Below are 20,386 nucleotides of genomic sequence, written 5' to 3'. Positions count from 1 at the left end.
AATTTCCCCTAAAGCGCAGCATCACCGCGCTCTCCAGTACGGATGCGCAATACGTCGGTCAAAGGGGCTACGGCGACGATTCCGTCACCGGGTACACCTGTGTGGGCGGCCTTCTCAATGGTCTGGACGATCTCATCGGCAACCTCGTCGGAACAGAACGCCACCAGCACGAGATGCTGGTGGGCGTCGGGGTTCCACTCGTCTGCGATAAAACTGTGATCCTTACCGTGACCACGCGGATGACCATGGGCCGGCAGGATGGTGAATCCAGGCAGATGCGGCAGTGCGTGCAGCGCTTGCTCGACGGCTTCAAGCCGGATCGGGCGAAAAATGGCAGTAACTTGTTTCATGGCTCGACTCCGAATTAGTGGTCATGGCTCGCGCCGGCTTTGCCAAGCTCAGCTTTGATCAGGAAGCTGTTCTTCAATGCGTAACGATCACCCACCTTCAGACCCGAGATAACCTCGACGAAGCGTCCGTCGGACTTGCCCAGTTCAAGAGGCCGCGCCTCCAGCTGGTCATCGAAGCGGCCGAACACCACCTGCCAGTCGCGAATGGTCTGAATCGCTTCGACCGCCACAGCAACGGGCACGTCGTTCTCCTCGGCAACCACCTCTACCGTCACCGGCAAACCGGGGCGCCATACCCGGTCCGGGTTAGCAAGCACGATGCGCGCAGTCGCCGAGCGGGTTTGTGCCCCAACCAGAGCGCTGACATAGGCAATGGAGCCCTTGGCCGTGGCGGCGAATGCGCTGGAGCTCACGACAACGTTTTGTCCTTCGGCAATAACGCCCAGATCCTTCGCCGCGACGGTTGAATCCACCCACACCGTCGACAGATCCGAGACGGTAAAGACTGCGGAATCCTCTTTGAGCACTTCACCAACCGAGATGCTTTTGCTGGTTATCACGCCATCGATGGGGGCGCGAATCTCGAACTCGGTGAGGTTCTGGCCTTTGGCCGGAGCACCGCCCAGCGAGGCGATTTGTTGCTGGACACGCTGCACCGTGATGGCGGCTTCCTGCATGGCAACCTGCGCCTGCAGGAAATCCTGTTCGGCGGAAATTTTCTCTTCCCACAATTGCTTTTCACGCGCATAGGTCGTGCGGGCAAGCGCCGAACGCTGCTGGGCAGCCAGCAGTTCGCCACGCAGTTCGGCAAGAGCCTGACTGGAGATCTTGGCCAGCACCTGGCCCTTGCGGACCGTATCGCCAGCACTAACCGCCACCGAGTCGACCCGCCCGGCAAGTTGCGGGGTCACCTGAACCGTGCGGTCGCCGTTGTAGCGAACCTCGCCCAGCACTTGCAGCGTGGAGGCAATTTTCGCGGGACCAGCAGTGGCGAGCGTGACGCCGCCCTGCTCAAGCTGTGCATCCGTCATGGTTACTCGGGCCTCGACCTGCTCGTAACTGAACGAATAGCTTTTGCCACTGTGCTTGGCGCTAACGGAAACCTGGAACGAATGCGGCTCGACAACCACGGCATCGCCACGCAGATAGTCATTCTCTTTGCTGAAGTTGATGATTTGCGCAGATTGACCAAGGCGCGACAACGTCACTTGCACCGTGCTGTCCGCAGGATCTAGAAGCTTGCCGTCCAGGTAGGTGTAGAGGCGGAACTGAGGCTCTACGCCTTCCTCAAAAATCGTCACTTCAAGCGCGTAATCACCCTCAGTGAAAAGCTTGCCGCCATGCTCACCCTTGGTGGGTGCTACGGCTTCATGGTGCTCTTTATCGGCATGCTCGTCGGCCTCTTCATGCGCCTCTGCCGAAGCATCCCCATGGTGTTCGGGATCTACGTGAGCCGACGCTTCCTCATGACTGTCACCATGGCCTTCCTCTCCGGACTGACCAGGGCTACCACTTAGAATCAGACCTGCCACGGCCAAACCGATGGCGACAACAGCTGCAATCATCAGCCACTGCTTTCTGGGAGTTGTTGATGCCATTGGTAACTCCAAATTATCAAAAGTATTGAACTTGACTCATGCCCCGGCGGTGACTGAACGCACTCAATAAACAGGCGAGGCTTCATGCCGCATGGGGCGACCGTCTAAGGACGTTATGTAGGTGTGCAGGGATGCTTATTTTTTGAATTCGACGTTGAGTTGAGAGCCGTAAATCTTCTCCAGGCTCACCCAGGCCGAAATAGCTTCATCCAGGGTATTCAGGTATTGGGAGCGCATGCTTACAAGGGTGCGCTGAGCATCGAGTACATCGATAAAGGCAAACTTGCCCATCTCAAATCCCCGGACTGCCCCCTCTACCGCATGCTGCGCAGTCGGAAGCAACGTGCTGCTGATAGAGTCGACTTCACTTCTGGCGCTTTCCCATTGCTCAAACGCCTGCTGAGCCTCCGCGCGCAGGCGAAGTTCTGTGGCATTACGCAGATCGCGCGCCTGGTCAGCCCCGCGAGCAGCGGCGAACACATTGCCCTGGTTACGGTTAAACAATGGAATAGGCATCGACAAGCCAAGCAAATTGACGCGCTCGCCAAGCCCTTCGTCGTATTGGCTGCCAACGCTGACGTTGAGGTCGGGAATGCGCTGCGATTTTTCGAGTTCCAAGGAAGACTCGGCACGCTGGATCTGCATGCTGGCTAGCCGCACATCCGCTGTATCCGCTATGCGCGCGAGCATCTCAGCCTGCGATGGCAGGTACGGCAGGCGCTCAAGATCACCCTCGACATGCTCGAAGTTCGGCGTCGTGGCGCCCGTTATAAGCGCCAATTGCTGGTAGGCATTGCTTCGATTGAGGCGCGCACGGTTCAGCTCCAGTTGAATTTCCGAGAGCTGCACCTGAGCACGCGAAATTTCGATTGGAGAGACCTTGCCGGCCTTTACACGCCCTTCGACCACCTGGAGTCCGCGACTGGCCAGGTCCAGCGAATGGGTGGAAAGCTGCAGCCCTTCCTGAGCATGCAGTGCTGAGTAAAAGGCCTGGATGACCTCTGCACGCAGGGTATTTTTCTTACGCTCAAGATCAATCGCTACAGCATCCTGATCACGCTCAGAGACATCGATGCGCGCGCCACGCTTGCCGCCTAACTCAATGGATTGGGATACCTGAATGCTGGTGATGCGAGACTCACTGCGCGTGTCCTCAACACTCCAGGACAACTCAGGATTTGGGATCAACCCGGCTTGAGTACGAGCGCCTTCGGCAATGCCTGTATTCCACTGGGCCACCGCGAGTTCAGGGTTATCTGTAAGCGCTTGCGCCAACGCCTCTTCAATCGTTATTGATTGCCCTGCTGACTCGGCAGCAATTGTTGTAACTGGAGCAATCAACAATGCAGCCAGCAGACCTGAAAATACGCAGAACTTACCTATTCCCACTCCATGATCGGCCATTGTTTTTACATACACTTAAAAGTCCTCCGCAGCACTAATTCTGCCGGAATAAATGAAGGCTTTATTACTTACTTAGCCAGAGGATTTTGTAGATTTTACCTGGAGATAATAAGTAGAAAACCAATTACCGACAGAATGTAGTTCCCGACGCCTATCAGCAAGGTGACTGGAAAATTACAAATATGTTATCCAGCACCGCTCCGCTCAGGCCTGTATTAGTATTGGCGGCACTCAAAAGAGCAACCAAATCAGCCCCCAGCAACAACTAGAAACAAACACAAACAAATAAGGGTTGCCTCGCGCGCGGCGTTACAGGGCGGCCCTACCAGTCCAAAGTTGTGTGTTCGGGGTAAGGACAAACACTGCGACACATTGTCGCCTTGCTCCCTTGGAGCCCTACAAGACGGGCATTACGGCTTGACCCTGAAGCCGCTACAGGCTTTAGCCTTGGAGCACCATAAAACGCTGTCGCCATATCTGTGACCGTCGATGAAAAAATTAAAACCACGCTGCTGCCACAAACAAAAGAATCTCTAAAAATACTGGCCGCACATTTTAAGGTGAATTTTTATGCGCATCCTTATTGTTGAGGACGAGCCCAAGACTGCCGAGTACTTACACCAAGGCCTAAGCGAAAGTGGTTATGTAGTTGATAAGGCCGCCACTGGCGTGGACGGTCTCCACCTTGTTAGGCAACACGCTTATGACCTAGTAGTGCTTGATGTAAACCTGCCTGAAATTGATGGATGGGGTGTGCTTGAGCATATACGCAGGAACAGTAGCACTCGCGTGATAATGCTGACTGCGCGCGGGCGCTTAGTGGATAAAATTAAAGGTCTAGATTTGGGGGCAGATGACTATTTAGTCAAACCCTTTGAGTTTCCTGAGTTACTTGCGCGAATTCGTACGCTGTTGCGGCGAAGCGAGCAAATTCCGGTACCGGAAGTATTGCGGGTAGCCGACCTTGAGCTTGACCCGGCTAGGCACCGCGCGTTCCGTGGCGAACAGCGTATCGATCTAACCACCAAAGAGTTCGCGTTGTTGCACCTACTGATGCGCCGCTCTGGAGAAGTACTATCGCGCACCCAGATCATTTCGCTTGTCTGGGACATGAATTTTGACTGCGACACCAACGTCGTTGAAGTCTCCATTCGCAGACTACGCGCAAAAATCGATGACCCATTCGATAACAAACTGATTCACACCCTCAGGGGTGTCGGTTACGTGCTTGAGGAGCGGGCATGAAGCCTGCCAGTCTATCCATGCGTCTTGGCCTCTCGGTCAGCGTAATGGGAGCAGCGTTGGTGGTTCTGCTGGCGGCGCTCGCCTACTTTGCGCTTACCCATGAACTGGACTCTCTGGCCAAGAAGAGCCTAGACGGCAAATTGGAGCAGATTCAGCACAGTCTCACCGAAGACATGAGTGCCCACGCAATTGCTCAACAGCCGCACGCGTTGCTGGATCTCGTCATGGGGCATGACAACCTGCACCTGACAATTTACGGAAAAAAGTCAGGTACCAAATTGCTCCTGAACCTTGGTGAGAGATCCCTGGAACCCGTTCTTGCCAACATACCGGCAGGCGATACGCCCAGTTACCAGAGTTGGTCGGATACCAAGGGAAACAACTTCCTGACCGCATCCAAAGTGATGCTGCTCAACGACGGCGAGCACGTTAGAGTCTTGCTCTCCATTGATCGTTCAGCCGACGAAGCGCTGCTCAATGCCTACCTCAAGTCAACACTGATCGCACTCCCTCTTCTACTCGCGCTGATTGGCATAGGCGCATGGTGGATCGTCCAGCGTGGACTTTCTCCCCTCCGGCAATTTCGCCAAGTTGTCTCCCAGATTTCCACGCAGGATCTAACCCACCGAATTTCCGTCGATAAGCTTCCGCAAGAACTAAGTACGCTGGCACACGGTATTAACTTCATGCTGCATCGGCTTGATGGAGGGGTTCAGCAACTATCGCAGTTCTCTGATGACCTGGCCCATGAATTGCGTTCGCCCATCACCAACCTGATGGGCAAGGCTCAGGTAACGCTTTCCAGAGAGCGCCCACCAGAGGAGTACAAAGCCGTACTGGAGTGCTGTACAGAAGAGCTTGAGCGCGTCACCCGGATCGTGTCCGACATGCTGTTTCTCGCTCAAGTCAGCCATCCGGCGTCTCTGGTGCCCTTCGAGAAGATTGCCCTGGAAGACGAAGCAAGACGCGTTGTGGATCTATTCAGCATCTCCGCTGAAGAGAAACAGATCAGCCTGAGCATTGCCGGAGCAGGCCGAACCTTCGGTGATCGACTGATGGTGCAGCGCGCCATTTCAAACCTATTGTCCAATGCGATTCGGCATAGCCCCATCGGCGCAAACGTCTCGTTGCTGATCGAGAAGCACAGCGAAACCGTGTCGTTCTCGGTCGGAAACCCGGGGATTGGTATCCCCGCACAGCACATCCCCCATTTGTTCGAACGTTTCTACCGCGTCGATACCAGCCGCTCTCGTGCCGAAGGTGGGACAGGGCTGGGCCTGGCAATTGTTCGCTCGATCATGAGCCTGCATCAGGGCACGGTCGAGGTCAGCAGCCTGCCAGGCAGCTTCACCGTATTCCGCTTGATCTTCCCCAAAGTCCGCAATGGTTCCTCGACCTAGACCCTGCAAGCGTACAGGCATAACGACCCAGTCGAAGATTGGCCGTAGAGGAACCCGTCCCTATTCGAGGAGCACGGCATGCAGAGACGGCTCCCCGATATGCCAACCCCCTGAGCATGGAGAAACAACAATGAAGAAGACCCTCTTGGCAGTCGCGGTGAGTACTGGGGTACTCAGCCTTAGCCAGCCAGCCGCCGCTGACTTTTTGGCAGACAGCAAAGCTGGTTTGGAAGCGCGTAACTTCTATTTCAATCGCGACTTCCGCCAAGACTCAGCCAGCCAATCAAAGCAGGAGGAATGGGCCCAGGGCTTCCTGTTGCGCTACGAATCCGGCTTCACTGAGGGAACCGTCGGTGTTGGCGTCAACGCCATCGGCATGCTTGGCCTCAAGCTGGACTCCAGTGCCGACCGCTCGGGCTCAGGCCTGCTCAAGCGCGATAAAGAAGCGCCTCGTGCCGCGCAGGATGAATATGGCGAGGTGGGTTTAACCGCGAAGCTGCGTGCCTCGAACAGCGTGCTGAAATTGGGCACGCTGCAACCCAGGCTGCCAACCGTCCAAGCTAACGACTCACGCCTGCTGCCACAGACCTTTCAGGGCGGGCACCTCAACTCGCTGGAAATTGACGGCCTGACCTTCGATGCAGGCCAACTCAAGCAGGTAAGCCAGCGTGACTCCTCCGATAGCGAAGACCTCAGCATTACCAGCGGCGCAGCCCGCGCTATCAGTGGCGGCGCAGCCCAGACAAGCAATGAGTTCAACTTCGCCGGTGCGACCTACAAATGGAACAGCAACCTGACCACTGGCTACAACTACGGCAAGCTGAACGACTTCTACAAGCAGCATATTTTCACTGCCCTGCACACCTTGCCGCTGGGTGACAAACAGTCGCTAACAACTGATCTGCGCTACGCTCGCTCCACCGACGAGGGCAACAGCAACGTCGACAACAAGGCATTCGGGGCGATGTTCACCTATGCCTTTGGCGGCCACGCACTCGGCGTTGGCTACCAGAACATGAGCGGAGACACCGGTTACGCCTATATCAACGGCACCGATCCGTTCCTGGTCAACTATGTGCAAATCGGTGACTTCGCCAACAAAGACGAGACCTCATGGCAGGCTCGCTATGACTTCAACTTTGCCAACGTTGGCATCCCTGGCTTGACGTTCATGACCCGTTACCTGACCGGCGACGATATTGATCTAGGCGCAGGCAACGCCGACGGCAAGGAATGGGAGCGCAATACTGACATCGCCTATGTCTTCCAGGATGGTGCGCTGAAAAATCTGGGCGTGAAATGGCGCAACGCCACACTGCGCTCCAGCAATTTCGGCAACGACGTTGATGAGAACCGTTTGATCGTCAGCTACACCCTTCCGCTGCTGTAATCGCCAACCCTCAGCGCGGCATTTGTAATCGAGTGCCGCGCTCGGAGCCATCTGCGGTAATAAAGTGGCGACTGTCGCGAAACCGATCCAGAGCATAAAAGCGCCTCCCGCCATCACATTACAAATAAGTAATCCGGCCGCGATCCTGGCGTTAGGTTCGTACCGTTAAGCTCATTGCCTCTCCTGTTTACGATGCCATCTGCTTGGCACGAGCTCCGATTTCCCTCATGTTCGATCCCCTCACCATCGACCGTCAACTGGCACAGATCTTCTTGACCAGCGCGCGTTGCGCCTGCTTCCGGCAGACCGCACGTAGCCTGAATCTGCACATCGTACCGATGCGCAAAAAGCTCAAAAAATTGGAATCAAGTGTCGGCAGCCCGCTATTCCTCTACGATGGACGCGAACTGAGCCTCAGTGCAGCAGGACGCGAGTTGCAACAAGCACTGACGGAGCACTTCGGCGACCTACAACCGGAGGTCGCCAGCGCCCAGCGCCCGCTGGTACGCCTGGCTGTGCCTTCGGCACTGCTCACCGACCTGCTGGCCCGTGATTTGATCTCTTGGCTGCGTAAGGATGCGGCAGTGAGACTGGAGATCATTCCACTGGAAGGCGAGCCCGATCGGTTGGCCGAGGTCATGGTGTGGGTCGCTGATCCCGACCGGCCGAGGCCGAATCCCGGTTTTGCCATGACCCGACCACTGATGCTAGCGCGCATTCCCTACCGCGCTCATATGGCCAAGCGCTATGCAGGCAAGCGCCTGCCGGGCACAGTCGCCGACCTCAAGGACTTCATGCTGGTTCAGCACGCGGGGAACACAACGGTCGACAGTTTCGAACCATGGAATCAGCTAATCCGCCAGCGCCAGAGCTCGGTCACTCAGGTGTACTCACAGGAGTGGGTCGCTGACTTGGTCCGAAACTCTTCCTGCATCGGCCTGCTACCCGGCTACATCTCCCGTATAGATCGTAACCTGCTGTCCCTTGACGAGTTATTCGAGCCTGTCTTAGAGCGGGTTGTGTGGATCTCCACTTCCCCACTGACGGCAGAGCGGCCCGAAGTGCAGACGTTGGTATCGCTCATCCACAAGGCATTCAATGATCGCCACGGCTGGTTCGCTGAGCAAGCCTGAACAGACTCGCAAGTAAGACGACTCCCAACATCGTCATCTCACTGAAACAAACCTAACTCTCTCGCCACACACGAAAACCCTTGCCCTGTAAGGCTTTTATTCGGCTCTTGAGCGTCGAAACAAAAATGCCATGAAAAATATACAGAAACGTCATGCACCTCCCTGAGCCTGCGCCTCGTCAACCACAACACGCTGCAACGAGGAGAAGTACATGTTCATTGCCCACCCCGATGCTCAATGGCTCAATCGCATCACTTTTGGCCTCCTACTGAGCGCCTGCACCCTGTCGGCCCAGGCCGGTACGGTCAGCACCGACGGTGCTGACTTGGTCATCAAGACCAAGGGCGGTCTTGAAGTGGCCACCACCGACAAAGAGTTCAGTTTCAAGATTGGCGGACGCCTGCAGACGGATTACGCCATGTTCGACGATTACTACACCCGTAACGGCAACTCTGCGGATGCAGCCTACCTACGCCGGGCCTTCCTGGAGCTAGGCGGAACCGCCTACAAGGACTGGAAGTACCAGATCAACTACGATCTTTCGCACAATACCGGCAACGACAGCAGCGGTTACTTCGATGAGGCCAGCGTGACCTATACCGGTTTCGCTCCGGTAAACCTTAAGCTAGGTCGCATTTACACAGACTTCGGCCTGGAGAAGGCTACCAGCTCGAAGTGGACCACAGCGCTGGAACGCAATCTTTCCTACGACCTAGCAGAGTGGGTCAACGACAACTCCGGTATGGGCGTGCAGGCCAGCAGTGTGGTGGCCAATATGACCTTCTTCTCAGGCAGCCTGTTCAGTGAGAACAATAACGACACCGACGGCGAGAGCGTCAAGCGTTACAACCTGCGTGGCGTGTTTGCGCCGATGAGCGAGCCGGGCAATGTGCTGCATTTAGGTGTGCAGTATGCCTACCGCGACCTGCAGAACAGCGCAGTCGACACGCGCATCCGATCTCGGATGGGCATGCGCGGGGTGAGCACCAATGGCGGTAGCAGCGCAGGCGATAATGGCAACCGCGGCCTATTCGGTGGCGCGACCGCAACCGAAGGTCTATGGGAAGACGATTCGGTGTGGGGTGTGGAAGCGGCCTGGGCGATGGATGCGTTTTCAATACAGGCAGAGTACCTGCGCCGCACGCTGAAGGCCGATGCTGCGCAGCACGATGTCGACGCTAGCGGCGGCTACGCTCAGGTGGCCTACACCCTCACTGGTGAGCCGCGCGTCTACAAGCTCGACGGTGCCAAGTTCGACGCCGTCAAACCTGCCGATAAACAGCTCGGAGCCTGGGAGATATTCTATCGCTACGACGCCATCAGTGTGGAGGATGACAACGTAACCGTCAGCACCGCGACTCGCCAGGCGGGCGATGCCGAGGGCAAGCTGCATACCATGGGAGTGAACTGGTACGCGAATGAGGCTGTGAAGGTAAGTGCTAACTACACCAAAGCTAGCACCGACAAGGTCAGCAATACCGTAGGCGACGACAGCGGCGACGGTGTGGTGATGCGCCTGCAATACGTATTCTGATCTCAGCGTCATTTCCACGAACCTTGGGGGCTGAGCCCCCAAGGTTCGTTGCCGATCACACATCGATGGCAACAGAGCAGCAGGTACTGTAGCTCCTGGCTAAGGCCCTGAAGATCGCTGATTCCTTGGCAGAGCTTGCGGATTCCCTGCGGGCTCACCTGAGGGGTACTGGTGCCGCATGATGTTTCACAAGCTTAGCGATGCACAGGCCGCTCGCCGATGACACTTTAAAGCACTTCGAGTGGGTATTCGACGATGAGACGAACCTCATCCAAATCTGACTCGAAGTCGGTTGCGCGGGTCGTTGCTTGGCGAATGCGGAAGGACATGTCTTTCAGTGATCCGGCTTGCACGACGTATTTGGCTTCGATGTCGCGCTCCCAACGCTTTTGGTTGGTCAGCGGATTACCATCGCCGTCGCGACGCATGTAGACATCGTTGGCGTTGGTGTAGTCCGCATCCCAGCCTTGCGCGTAGCGGGTCATGAAGCTCAGGCCAGGCACACCAAAAGGCTCCATGTCCAAGTCATAGCGCACCTGCCAGGATTTTTCCTTGGGTGAGTTGAAGTCGCTGTACTGGATGGAGTTATCCAGGTAGATCGAGTCGGACTGACGCAGGTAATCGAAATCGTCATCGCCACTGTTACGCTGAATGCCAACCATGACGGTATGGGCACCAAATTGCACTCCGACCTTGCCGCTCCAGATGTTGTTATCGAAGCTGCCCAGATGTTGTTTCCCTTCATCGACAGCTTTGTAGTAATTGAGTCCACCGATCAAGGCAATATCGTTGGAGAGCGGATAGCTCAACGTGGTGCCGGCGTAGTACTGGTTCCAGGCATCTTTGAGACGACTGGTATAGAGACTGATGCCGACGTTGTCGTTGACCGAATAGTCGCCGCCAACATAAGCGATCCAAGGTGAATCGACGGAGCCAGCATAAAACGTTGCGAAACCATCGCGCATGCTGCTGGAGTTTGGCTCGCTCATTGAATGCAGGCGGCCACCTTGCAGGGCCAAGCCGTCGATACTGTTATTGGCCACGGTGATACCGCGAAAGCTTTCGGGCAGGAGTCGCGAGTCGCCGTATTGAACGACGGGGCTGACAGGAAAAACATCGCCAGCTTTGATGACTGTATCCATGAACCTGGCTTTAACCGCCCCGCCCACCTTGGAGTAGTCGTCCTCGGGTTGCCCGGCGCTGTTGTAAGGCATCACATCTACGGAGCCGCCTGCGCCGGATCGCCCATCACCGGAGTCGAGTTTCAGGCCCAGCATCGCAAAAGCGTCGACTCCAAAGCCGACGGTACCCTCGGTGAAACCAGATTCAAACTGTCCGATGATTCCATGAGCCCATTCTTCCGAGTAGCCGTTGCCTGTGCTACTCAACTGCCCCTTACGAAAGTCGCGGTTGAAGTAGAGGTTGCGGTTCAGAATAGTGAGGCTGCTGCCCTCGACGAAGCCCTCGGCCTTTTCTTCGACGGCAATTGCAGCCTGTCCGGTGCCGATACTCAGAGCTATCAGCGATAAGCAAAAAAGGGGGTTATTCATGTGACGCTCCTGAATTATTTGGCAGTTTTATCTCGGTGAGATTTCTTGTAGTAGTTGCCGTAGCGCGCTAGGCATCGCCCGTGCGCGCTCACGCCATACTTCCACACGCCAAATAACGTCAGGGTGACTTGAAAATTACTTTTAAGTCAGTGACCTGTAAGCTTTTATGTAATTCAGTTTTGATTCCGGCAGGCTGTACCCATTGCCCGATATTCAACAGTCTGCAAATCGCCGTTGGAGTCCTCATAGGTCATTTGAGCCGGCATCACCTCGCAACTGTAGCCTGTCGGACTTGTATGTACGACCTTAGCGATGTCCAGCTTCATGCCGTACCGATAGTGAGTCACCTCGGGCGGAGTCTTGCCGCGAGCAGCAGCGTATTCCTGCATCGCCCTTTCATGATCCTGAATCATTCGACCATAGACGCGGTCACCGCCACCTTCGGCCATAACCAGAGACGATGCAGAGATAACCGATATTGCCAAGACAGCTTTAAGAATGTTCACGTTTAATTCCTTCACTTGGGTTGTAGTGAAAATATAAACGTATGCACCTGTCATCAAAGTGAAGCGAAGATTACATCTTCGTAATTGTAGTATTAAGGGGGCTTTTCAGTAGCTGAAGATATGAAATGACTCGGGGCGACTCAGACTTTCTCTCCAGTTGCCCCGAGTCATCCCCAGGCCTGCTACATCACGCTCACCCCCCTTTGCGCCGCATCAACCAGGCAGCCGGCAACACCGGTATTGATAACAACGGTGCGGTGATCATCCCACCGATCATTGGGGCGGCAATACGCTTCATTATCTCGGAACCGGCACCATCGCCCCAGAGAATCAGCAATAGACCGGCAATGATCACCGCTACCGTCATCACCTTCGGCCGTACGCGCAGTACCGCCCCCTCTCGAATTGACTCAAGCAAAGCAGGGCTATCTGTGCGACCCGCTTCAACTCGGGAATGCCTGGCGTTCTGCAGGTAGATCAGCATGATCATGCCGAACTCTGCCGCCCCTCCACCAGGGCGATAAAGCCGACGCCAGTGGCAACCGAGAGGTTGAGATCCAGGCACTAGAGCAGCCAGACACCGCCAGTCAAGGCGAACGGCAACGTGGCCATGACCAGCAAAGCCTCGCTGAAACGGTTGAAGGTGAGGTAGAAGTATCAGGCCTTGAAATCAGCGTGCATAACCTGGGCGAGCCGATTGCCGGCGACACCATGGATCGCCACTTTCCGCTGGCCTGCCGCATCGTTCTACAGACTCACGCCTGGCCTCTGCTGCTAAAAATGACGAGTACATGACCACGCTTCGCGGATTCAAGTGGCCGACCAATGCATCACCGTGAATATCGGTACTACTAGCCTCGCGCCAAAAGAACAAAGTGCTGAGATATTCCTCGAGCGTTTGCTCGCCGAGGCCGATGCTGCGCTCTATACGGCCAAAGACCGAGGATGCAACCGCACAGTTTACTTCGCCGCCCGGTGACGATACTTCCCTTCTTCAAGAGCAGGGGTTCTTGCCCCCTCAAAATCAAGATAAATAGACGGTTTCCACCCGGCCGCTGCGCTGGGTGGAGCCTCCGCGATTTTTCTTGATTTTTCACGACGGCCTTAGTCGCCCTAGTCGGCAGGGGTTCATGCGCAGCGCAAGCGCAGAACCCTGAAGACGGAGGAGCGAAAGCCATGAGCGAACACATCAGGATCTACATTGCCGACCTGGCCGCCTACAACGCCGGTCACCTGCATGGCGTGTGGATCGACGCCACCCTGGATATGGACGATATCCAGGTACAGGTCGACGCGATGCTAGCGGCCTCGCCAGTCGAGGGTGCGGAGGAGTACGCCATCCACGACTTCGAGGGCTTTGATGGCTACCCCCTCGGTGAATACGAAGGTCTGCAGAGTGCACACGAGCTCGCTTGCTTTATCGAGGAATACCCCGAGTTTGGCGGTGCCCTGCTCACCCACTTCAATGACCTGGAGCAGGCACAGCAGGCCGCAGAGGAAGATTACTGCGGCTGCTACACCTCGCTGGCCGACTACGCCCAGGAGCTGACCGAGGAAACCTCAAGCATTCCCCAGCACCTGGCCCAGTACATCGACTACCACGCCATGGCACGCGACATGGAGTACAGCGGCGACGTGCTCACTCTAGAAACCGGCTTCGAGAAGATGCATGTGTTCTGGAACCGCTAGGTTTAGCGGAAGGCACCGTGTCAGTCCCGGTGCCTTTGCTTTTTTGCGCCCCTGTCCTGTCGGCCACCCGCGCGCCCCACCCTGGAAGCTGGTGCACTGGTGCCAGCACCAGCAGATCAGCCTGAAACGCTCGGAACCCGTGACGGCTGATCATTCAGACCATTACGGACTTACGCCTTTGCACAAATCCGCCGATCCGCGTCTACAGATTCACGGATTTGTGAGGAAGTGGATTTACGCTTTTACGGATTCACGGAAATCCGCCGATGCGTTTTTCAGGTTTTGCAGAAAGCCGTAGATCCGCAAATCCATAGCGCTGCGCGCTCAGGCCTTTGCGGAGTCGCTTATTGTAGGTGAGCGCTCGCGTAGATCGGCGTACTCGGTCAGCGCCCAGACCTTACGGGTATCAATAAACGCCCCTCTCACCTGCGAGTTCGCCCAGACCCAACCCGGCATGATCGAACATGACGGCTCCTGCAAGGTGCACCTCCCACATCAACGGAGGACACACCATGTCGTACTCAACCAACCTCCCCCCTCACCCACGTCGCCTCGATCTCGATTCCCCACAGCACTGCAAAGCCGGCCCGACGGCTCACGCCATGAGCCCGGCAGCGCGCGATAGCACAGCGGATACGCGGCAAACCAACCCGCCCCCTCGCTACCTCACCAACGACGAAGCAGCGGCCCTTCTGCGACTTTCGCCGCGCACATTGGAGAAACAGCGGGTGATCGGCGGCGGACCGCGTTTTCACAAGTTCGGCCGGCGGGTGATGTATGCGCTGGTCGATCTCGAAGCCTGGGCCAGTGCGCGCAGCTTCGAGACCACCTTCGATCCCGAGTACCTCGACCGCCACCCAGGAGCACAACGTGATGACCAGTGAACCCCTTGCCCGTGAGTCGCGGCGTGCGCGCCCTGCCGGCGCAAAGCGAGCAACTGGATCTGTTCCGCGCCCTGCCGGGCGACATGGCACCGCGCGACGCCCAGGATCTGATGGCGCATCCGTTCTTCTCGCTAGCCAAGTCGCGGCGCACGGTACCCATCGACTTTCGCTCGGGCGAGGTGACAGTGCGCGTGGAGGGCACGCTGGAGCATGGCATCGCCACGATATGGGATGCCGACATTCTGATCTGGGCAGCCAGCCAGATCGTCGAGGCGCGCGATGCGGGCATCCCTACCTCGCGGCTGATGCAGGCGACGCCTTACGAGATCCTGCGTTTCATCGGCCGAGGCACTTCGCTACGCGACTACCAGCGCCTCAAGGCCGCCCTGGATCGATTGCAGTCGACCAGCGTAGCCACCTCAATCCGCGAGACCACTGGCCGACGCCTGCACCGTTTTTCCTGGATCAACGAGTGGAAGGAGCTGGCTGCGCCGGATGGCCGGCCACTGGGCATCGAGCTGATCCTACCGGACTGGTTCTACAGCGGGGTGCTCGACCAGGCTCTGGTGCTGACCATCGATCCGGCCTACTTCCACCTCACCGGCGGCATCGAACGTTGGCTGTATCGTCTGGTGCGCAAGCATGGCGGCAAGCAGGAGGACGGTTGGCAGTTCGACTTTCGCCACCTATACCGCAAATCGGGGAGCACGGCACGCTACTCGGACTTCGCCCTCGACCTGCGGGCGCTGGTCGCGCGCCAGTCGCTGCCGGGGTATCGGTTGGGCATCGTCCGCCTGCCACCTTCGACCGAACTGCTGGCCTTCCGGCCCGTGCCTTAGACGGCACGTGGATATCCTGCGGACAAGCTGTGAATTCACTCGTGCTATCAGGCGCAACAGGACACGTGCTATCAGGCGCATCACCCTCGTGCTATCAGGCGCACGAACGCCGCTGCTGGCCAAGACTGGCGCGGCTTTCAGCCCCCCTTAACTTAACTAACTTAAAAGCTCTAACTTGTTATTGGGAAAACGTCCAGTTGTGGACAACCGTTGACGAGGGCTGTTTGGCCGGGGAGATCCGACCATGATCGTCGCCTTGCTCAACCAGAAAGGCGGGGTTGGCAAGACCACCCTGGCCACCCACATTGCCGGCGAACTTGCCCTCCGTGGCCACAACGTCATCCTGCTCGATGCAGACCCGCAGGGCTCTGCACTGGACTGGGCGCAGCGACGCAGCCAGCAGGGCTTGCCCAGGCTGTTCAGCGCTGTCGGTCTGGCACGCGAAACGTTGCATCAGGAGGCCCCGGAACTGGCTCGTCGTGCAGATCACGTGATCATCGACGGCCCACCGCGCATTGCTGCCCTCGCCCGCTCGGCGTTGCTGGCGGCTGATCGTGTACTGATCCCGGTGCAGCCCAGCCCCTACGACCTGTGGGCCAGCGCGGAGATGGTCAGCCTGATCCGCGAGGCGCAGGTGTTCAGGCCCACGTTGCGTGCGGCCTTCGCCATCAACCGACGCGTCAGCACCACGGTGATCGGCCGGGAAGCACGCGGGGCATTGGCCGACCAGCCGCTGCCCGCTCTGCAGGCTGAAGTACGCCAACGCATCGTCTTCGCCGAAAGCGTGGCGGCAGGTCGCCTGGCACGCGAACTGACACCGGATAGCGCCGCAGCGCGCGAAGTCAGCAGCCTGGTCGACGAGCTATTACGGTGGTCGCCATGAGCGGCAAGCGCATCGGTATCGGTGCACGCCCGATGGCCGATCCGCATGCCGAGTCCTGGATACGCCAGGGCGCTGCCTTCGATAACGGCAAGGTAGATCGTTACACCGCCCGGATGACACTGGACGTCACACCAGCACTGCGCACGCGCATCAAGCTGGCGGCCTTCGACCGCGGCGTGACGATGGCGGAGATGCTGCGCGAGGTGCTGGAGCGACAGTTCCCGGAGGTCACGTCATGACGATGGGTACTCGCTGTGTTCGGTGGCCACTGGCGCTGGCTGCCAGCAGCCTTATCGCACTGGGTTGGACGGTGCTCGCAACGTCGTCACCACGGCTCGTCTACAACGCCTCCGACAGCGTACCCATAGGTTGGTATCGCATCACACCAACGGACTCACTGACGGCCGGCGACCTAGTGCTGGTCCACCTGCCGCCAGAGGCAATGGCACTGGCGGCGCAGCGCGGCTACCTGCCAACGAGCGTCCCAGTGCTGAAGACGGTAGGGGCAGTGGCGCCGCAGCAGGTGTGCGTGCATGAAACTCAGGTGCGCGTCGACGGCCGGCTTGTGGCCAAGCGGTTGCGATGGGATCGACAGGGTCGTGCACTGCCAGCCTGGCAGGCCTGTCGACACCTGGTTGGCGATGAGCTGTTCCTGCTCAGCACCGCCAACGCGGAGTCGTTCGACAGCCGCTACTTCGGCCCAGTCTCCGCCGACGCGGTGATCGGCCGGGCGCAGCCCTTGTGGCTGGAGTCACGTCGATGAACAGGCCGTCTGCATGTCGACCCGCCGGCCTACTGCGTGTGCTCGGCGTGCGCGGTCGAGGGCCGCCACCCTGCGGGGATGCTTGGCCCGCCGCGCCTGATTATCCACCCCAGGAGCGCCAAGACAGGGAAAAAGCAGAGGGCAAGATAAAAGGGGGCGGCACTTCGTGGCGCGCAAAAGCAGTCTGCACGGGGGATTAAGGCGGCACAGCGCCGTTGCGATCAGGTGCCGAGGATCGCGTTTGCCCTTAGGTAGCACTGGCCAAAACGCGTGCCTGACATGCCTCACTGCGATCAGTTTGGAGGAGTCATCAGTATGAGCAAGGGAAGCCATCAGGGCGACGAGCAACGCTTCCGCCCGCAGCCGGGCAAGCCGCAGCAACGCGGGCAAACCTTCGTCAACCAGGTGCTGCGCCAGGCCAACAAGGCTGGCACCGGCAAGCCGCGCAAGGCCGGTCACCAACCCGGCGCCCGCCTCGGCCGCGGGCATGTTGCCGCCCGTTTTAGCGCACAGCAACTGCCGCCCAACGCCCGTCGCGTCACTATCAAGACGCGCCTGGTGAACCTAAGCAAGGCCGGCAAACGTTCGACGCTCAGCCACCTGCGCTATATCGAGCGCGATGGTGTCAGTCGCGATGGCGATCCAGGCAAGGCATACGGCCCACTGACCGACCAAGCCGACATAGGGGACTTCGAGGAACGAGGCAGTGAAGACCGGCACCAGTTTCGTTTCATCGTCTCACCCGAGGATGCCGAGCAGCTCGACGACCTGCGCACCTACACTCGCCACCTGATGAGCCGCATGGAAGCCGACCTCGGCACTCGCCTCGACTGGGTGGCGGTCGATCACTGGAACACCGATAACCCGCACACCCACATCGTCCTGCGTGGCAAGGATGATACCGGTAAGGATCTGGTGATCGCCCGCGACTACATAGCCCAGGGCATGCGTAACCGCGCCGCAGAGCTGGCCACCGAGTGGCTGGGCCCGCGCACCGCGCTGGAGATCCAGCACAGCCTGCAGCGCGAGGTTCAACAAGAGCGCTGGACCAGCTTGGATCGCACCCTGCTGCGCGAACGCCAGGCGGGCGTGGTACCCCTGAAGACGCTCGCAACCCATCCGCGCCGGCAACTGCTGATCGGCCGCCTGCAACACCTGCAGCGGCTGGGTTTGGCCCATGAGGATCGGCCTGGACAGTGGGTTATACGCGAAGACACCGAGGCGACCTTACGTACCATGGGCGAACGCGGCGATATCGTGCGCACGATGCAGCGCGCCGTGGGCAGCATGCAGCGGGACCTGGCGGTATTCGAGCCAGGCGGCAGCAACCCGAACGTGGTCGGCCGGGTGGTGACCAAGGGGCTGGCCGATGAGCTGCACGACCGCGGCTATCTGGTGGTGGATGGCCTTGACGGCAAGGCCCACTACCTAGCCCTACCTGCCCGCGCGAAGCTGGCTGACTACCCCATCGGTGCCGTGGTGGAAACGCGAGCCATGAGTGAGCCTCGCGCCGTAGATCACTCAATTGCTTCACTGGCTGCGGAAGGCCTTTACCGCAGCGACCATCACCTTGCCCTAGCCAGGTCGCAGGCTGCCAAAGGGCAGGATTCCAAGGCCCTGGTCGAACGCCATGTGCGGCGCCTGGAAGCCCTACGCCAGGCAGGCATCGTGGAGCGGCTTACCGATGGCGCCTGGCGGGTGCCTGCCGACCTACCCGAGCAAGGCCGGCAGCATGACGCCCGCCGCCTGGGCGACGTCGCCATCGAACTGCGCACGCCGCTGCCCGTCGAGCAACAGGTTCGGGCGGTTGGCGCGACCTGGCTGGATCAACAATTGATCGGCGGCAGACGGGAGCTGGCCGACAAGGGCTTCGGCACGGAGGTGCGCGAAGCGCTGAGACAGCGTGGCGACTTCCTGGTGGAACAGGGGCTGGCCGAGCGCCAGGGCCAGCGCCTCGTGCTCGCGCGTAATCTGCTGGCCACCCTGCGCGGACGAGAGCTGACGGCGACGGTACGTGAGATATCGAGCCAGACGGGTATGCAGTATCGCCCGGCGATTGATGGCGAACGGGTCCGCGGGGTCTACAGGCGCAGCCTGCAACTGGCCAGTGGGCGCTTCGCACTGCTCGACGATGGCGTTGGTTTCAGCCTGGTGCCCTGGAAGCCGGTGATCGAGCAAAAGCTCGGGCAGAGCGTTTCGGCTGTGATCCAGGGCAACAACGTCTCCTGGCAGTTAGGACGCCAGCGTGGTCCATCGATTGGTTGAGCTACAGACGCCGGTACTTACACCAGCGCCGGCACCTGCTGCAGCCACTGCTCGAAGGATCGGCTCTCTGGCCTCCCCTCCTTGGCCGCGTAGTACACCAGACGCAGGTGGCGATCTTCGTCAATGGTCAGCGTGGTGTGTTCGAACACTACCTGGCCGACCGACTCGATGTGCAGGTGGCGAATGCCCTGGCAGGGACCATGAATGTCTTGCTGCCGCCACCACTTCCTGAAGTCGGGCGACACCTTCTCCAACTCCTTTACCAGCGCGGCGATGTCCGGATCCTGGGTGGCCCGGACGAAGTCACGACGGAAGCTGGAAAGGATCTGCAGCACCTGCTCATCCCAGGGATTGAACAGCGCGTGCATGGCCGGGCTGGTGAACAGCATCCACAGTAAGTTGCGACGATCCGCCGGCAGCACGGATAAACCGAACACCCGATCCGCCGCGGAGTTCCAGGCCAGTACGTCCCAGCGCAGGTTGAGCACATAGGCCGGTCGTGTGGGAATGTCATCCATCAGCCTGTGGATCAGCGGCGGCACCACGCACCATGTGCGACCCGGCTCTGGTGGCAGGCGTTGATGGGCTAGCAGAAACAGATGGCGACGCTCGGTCGCATCCAGCCTGAGTGTGCGCGAAAGGTTGTCGAGAAAGGTGGCGGACACGCTGATATCGCGCCCTTGCTCCAGCCAGGTGTACCAGGACAAACCCACCCCAGCCAACGCGGCGACCTCTTCTCGACGCAGTCCCGGCGTACGGCGTCTGCCCCCAGCATGCAACCCTACGTCTTCCGGTGAAAGACGCTCGCGGCGACTGCGCAGAAACTCAGCCAACTCCACACGTGTGCGTTCGAAGGTGCGAGGAGCACTCATCCGATTACCTCCAGTAATAGCATAAACAGTCAAATTGTAACCCTCATAAATCCAAAGAAGAATACCCCGGTCTGGCCGCAA

The 20,386-nt window shown here is 58.6% G+C and carries 18 protein-coding genes and 1 pseudogene; 12 read left to right on the top strand and 7 right to left on the bottom strand.

From position 1 onward, the window contains the following. Positions 1 to 8 precede the first annotated feature (8 nt). From B3M58_RS12640 to B3M58_RS12630, 3 genes are all read right to left on the bottom strand, one after another. Positions 9 to 350: a P-II family nitrogen regulator gene (locus B3M58_RS12640; RefSeq protein WP_296219563.1), complete on the bottom strand. Its 342-nt coding sequence runs from the start codon at positions 348 to 350 to the stop codon at positions 9 to 11. Between the two features lie 14 nt (positions 351 to 364). Then, the gene (locus B3M58_RS12635; RefSeq protein ID WP_296219561.1) at positions 365 to 1,948 is read right to left on the bottom strand and encodes an efflux RND transporter periplasmic adaptor subunit; all 1,584 of its coding nucleotides are present in this window, start codon (positions 1,946 to 1,948) and stop codon (positions 365 to 367) included. Positions 1,949 to 2,083: 135 nt separating this feature from the next. Beyond that, positions 2,084 to 3,352, bottom strand: a complete 1,269-nt coding sequence (locus B3M58_RS12630; RefSeq protein ID WP_414704084.1) for a TolC family protein — start codon at positions 3,350 to 3,352, stop codon at positions 2,084 to 2,086. 570 nt (positions 3,353 to 3,922) lie between these two features. Between B3M58_RS12630 and B3M58_RS12625 the strand changes: the two genes are divergently transcribed. From B3M58_RS12625 to B3M58_RS12605, 5 genes are all read left to right on the top strand, one after another. Then, positions 3,923 to 4,597, top strand: a complete 675-nt coding sequence (locus B3M58_RS12625) for a heavy metal response regulator transcription factor (RefSeq protein WP_296219559.1) — start codon at positions 3,923 to 3,925, stop codon at positions 4,595 to 4,597. Next, positions 4,594 to 5,997, top strand: coding sequence for a heavy metal sensor histidine kinase (locus B3M58_RS12620; RefSeq protein ID WP_296219558.1), 1,404 nt, complete (start codon positions 4,594 to 4,596; stop codon positions 5,995 to 5,997). Before B3M58_RS12625 ends, B3M58_RS12620 begins: the two co-directional genes overlap by 4 nt. Before the next feature lie 130 nt (positions 5,998 to 6,127). Then, positions 6,128 to 7,387 carry an OprD family porin gene (locus B3M58_RS12615; RefSeq protein WP_296219557.1) on the top strand — a complete coding sequence of 420 codons (1,260 nt, stop codon included), beginning with the start codon at positions 6,128 to 6,130 and terminating at the stop codon, positions 7,385 to 7,387. A gap of 227 nt (positions 7,388 to 7,614) precedes the next feature. Further along, complete coding sequence (locus B3M58_RS12610; protein WP_296219556.1) at positions 7,615 to 8,520, top strand: LysR family transcriptional regulator; 906 nt, start codon at positions 7,615 to 7,617, stop codon at positions 8,518 to 8,520. A 211-nt stretch (positions 8,521 to 8,731) separates the two neighbouring features. Beyond that, a complete protein-coding gene (locus tag B3M58_RS12605) occupies positions 8,732 to 10,054 on the top strand; it encodes an OprO/OprP family phosphate-selective porin (protein ID WP_296219555.1) in 1,323 nt (440 codons plus the stop codon). Positions 10,055 to 10,281: 227 nt separating this feature from the next. Here B3M58_RS12605 and B3M58_RS12600 read toward each other — a convergent pair whose 3' ends face one another. The 3 genes and pseudogenes from B3M58_RS12600 to B3M58_RS12590 all read right to left on the bottom strand — a co-directional run. Continuing rightward, complete coding sequence (locus tag B3M58_RS12600) at positions 10,282 to 11,604, bottom strand: OprD family porin (protein WP_296219554.1); 1,323 nt, start codon at positions 11,602 to 11,604, stop codon at positions 10,282 to 10,284. Positions 11,605 to 11,777: 173 nt separating this feature from the next. Next, positions 11,778 to 12,110, bottom strand: coding sequence for a DUF2790 domain-containing protein (locus B3M58_RS12595; RefSeq protein ID WP_296219552.1), 333 nt, complete (start codon positions 12,108 to 12,110; stop codon positions 11,778 to 11,780). Positions 12,111 to 12,303: 193 nt separating this feature from the next. Beyond that, a pseudogene (locus tag B3M58_RS12590) lies at positions 12,304 to 12,761 on the bottom strand (efflux RND transporter permease subunit); the annotation flags it as partial. Between the two features lie 525 nt (positions 12,762 to 13,286). Here B3M58_RS12590 and B3M58_RS12585 point away from each other — a divergent pair. The 7 genes from B3M58_RS12585 to B3M58_RS12555 all read left to right on the top strand — a co-directional run bounded on the left by B3M58_RS12585 (position 13,287) and on the right by B3M58_RS12555 (position 19,433). Next, positions 13,287 to 13,799, top strand: coding sequence for an antirestriction protein ArdA (locus tag B3M58_RS12585; RefSeq protein ID WP_296219551.1), 513 nt, complete (start codon positions 13,287 to 13,289; stop codon positions 13,797 to 13,799). A gap of 512 nt (positions 13,800 to 14,311) precedes the next feature. Then, entirely contained in the window at positions 14,312 to 14,683 is a 372-nt protein-coding gene (locus tag B3M58_RS12580; RefSeq protein WP_349677140.1) for a helix-turn-helix domain-containing protein, read from the top strand. A 5-nt stretch (positions 14,684 to 14,688) separates the two neighbouring features. Beyond that, positions 14,689 to 15,522: a replication initiator protein A gene (locus B3M58_RS12575; RefSeq protein WP_414704083.1), complete on the top strand. Its 834-nt coding sequence runs from the start codon at positions 14,689 to 14,691 to the stop codon at positions 15,520 to 15,522. 244 nt (positions 15,523 to 15,766) lie between these two features. Further along, positions 15,767 to 16,405: a ParA family partition ATPase gene (parA, locus tag B3M58_RS12570; RefSeq protein ID WP_296219550.1), complete on the top strand. Its 639-nt coding sequence runs from the start codon at positions 15,767 to 15,769 to the stop codon at positions 16,403 to 16,405. Then, positions 16,402 to 16,644: a hypothetical protein gene (locus B3M58_RS12565; protein WP_296219549.1), complete on the top strand. Its 243-nt coding sequence runs from the start codon at positions 16,402 to 16,404 to the stop codon at positions 16,642 to 16,644. The genes parA and B3M58_RS12565 overlap by 4 nt, the downstream gene beginning before the upstream one ends. Continuing rightward, positions 16,641 to 17,168, top strand: coding sequence for a S26 family signal peptidase (locus B3M58_RS12560; RefSeq protein ID WP_296219548.1), 528 nt, complete (start codon positions 16,641 to 16,643; stop codon positions 17,166 to 17,168). The genes B3M58_RS12565 and B3M58_RS12560 overlap by 4 nt, the downstream gene beginning before the upstream one ends. Positions 17,169 to 17,483: 315 nt before the next feature. Next, the gene (locus B3M58_RS12555; RefSeq protein ID WP_296219547.1) at positions 17,484 to 19,433 is read left to right on the top strand and encodes a relaxase/mobilization nuclease and DUF3363 domain-containing protein; all 1,950 of its coding nucleotides are present in this window, start codon (positions 17,484 to 17,486) and stop codon (positions 19,431 to 19,433) included. A 17-nt stretch (positions 19,434 to 19,450) separates the two neighbouring features. Here the strand turns inward: B3M58_RS12555 and B3M58_RS12550 are convergent, their stop codons facing one another. After that, positions 19,451 to 20,305 (bottom strand): helix-turn-helix transcriptional regulator, encoded by an 855-nt coding sequence (locus B3M58_RS12550; RefSeq protein ID WP_296219546.1) that lies wholly within the window; start codon positions 20,303 to 20,305, stop codon positions 19,451 to 19,453. Between the last annotated feature and the right edge of the window lie 81 nt (positions 20,306 to 20,386).

The organism is Pseudomonas sp. UBA2684 (assembly GCA_002354655.1).
GTDB lineage: Bacteria > Pseudomonadota > Gammaproteobacteria > Pseudomonadales > Pseudomonadaceae > Aquipseudomonas.
Note: the sequence above shows the minus strand (reverse complement) of the source record. Positions and strands in the feature narration are given on the sequence as shown.

Coding starts and splice junctions, on each gene's coding strand:
- B3M58_RS12640 (WP_296219563.1), bottom strand. CDS start 350: ATGAAACAAGTTACTGCCATTTTTCGCCCGATCCGGCTTGAAGCCGTC.
- B3M58_RS12635 (WP_296219561.1), bottom strand. CDS start 1,948: ATGGCATCAACAACTCCCAGAAAGCAGTGGCTGATGATTGCAGCTGTT.
- B3M58_RS12630 (WP_414704084.1), bottom strand. CDS start 3,352: ATGGCCGATCATGGAGTGGGAATAGGTAAGTTCTGCGTATTTTCAGGT.
- B3M58_RS12625 (WP_296219559.1), top strand. CDS start 3,923: ATGCGCATCCTTATTGTTGAGGACGAGCCCAAGACTGCCGAGTACTTA.
- B3M58_RS12620 (WP_296219558.1), top strand. CDS start 4,594: ATGAAGCCTGCCAGTCTATCCATGCGTCTTGGCCTCTCGGTCAGCGTA.
- B3M58_RS12615 (WP_296219557.1), top strand. CDS start 6,128: ATGAAGAAGACCCTCTTGGCAGTCGCGGTGAGTACTGGGGTACTCAGC.
- B3M58_RS12610 (WP_296219556.1), top strand. CDS start 7,615: ATGTTCGATCCCCTCACCATCGACCGTCAACTGGCACAGATCTTCTTG.
- B3M58_RS12605 (WP_296219555.1), top strand. CDS start 8,732: ATGTTCATTGCCCACCCCGATGCTCAATGGCTCAATCGCATCACTTTT.
- B3M58_RS12600 (WP_296219554.1), bottom strand. CDS start 11,604: ATGAATAACCCCCTTTTTTGCTTATCGCTGATAGCTCTGAGTATCGGC.
- B3M58_RS12585 (WP_296219551.1), top strand. CDS start 13,287: ATGAGCGAACACATCAGGATCTACATTGCCGACCTGGCCGCCTACAAC.
- B3M58_RS12580 (WP_349677140.1), top strand. CDS start 14,312: ATGTCGTACTCAACCAACCTCCCCCCTCACCCACGTCGCCTCGATCTC.
- parA (WP_296219550.1), top strand. CDS start 15,767: ATGATCGTCGCCTTGCTCAACCAGAAAGGCGGGGTTGGCAAGACCACC.
- B3M58_RS12565 (WP_296219549.1), top strand. CDS start 16,402: ATGAGCGGCAAGCGCATCGGTATCGGTGCACGCCCGATGGCCGATCCG.
- B3M58_RS12560 (WP_296219548.1), top strand. CDS start 16,641: ATGACGATGGGTACTCGCTGTGTTCGGTGGCCACTGGCGCTGGCTGCC.
- B3M58_RS12555 (WP_296219547.1), top strand. CDS start 17,484: ATGAGCAAGGGAAGCCATCAGGGCGACGAGCAACGCTTCCGCCCGCAG.
- B3M58_RS12550 (WP_296219546.1), bottom strand. CDS start 20,305: ATGAGTGCTCCTCGCACCTTCGAACGCACACGTGTGGAGTTGGCTGAG.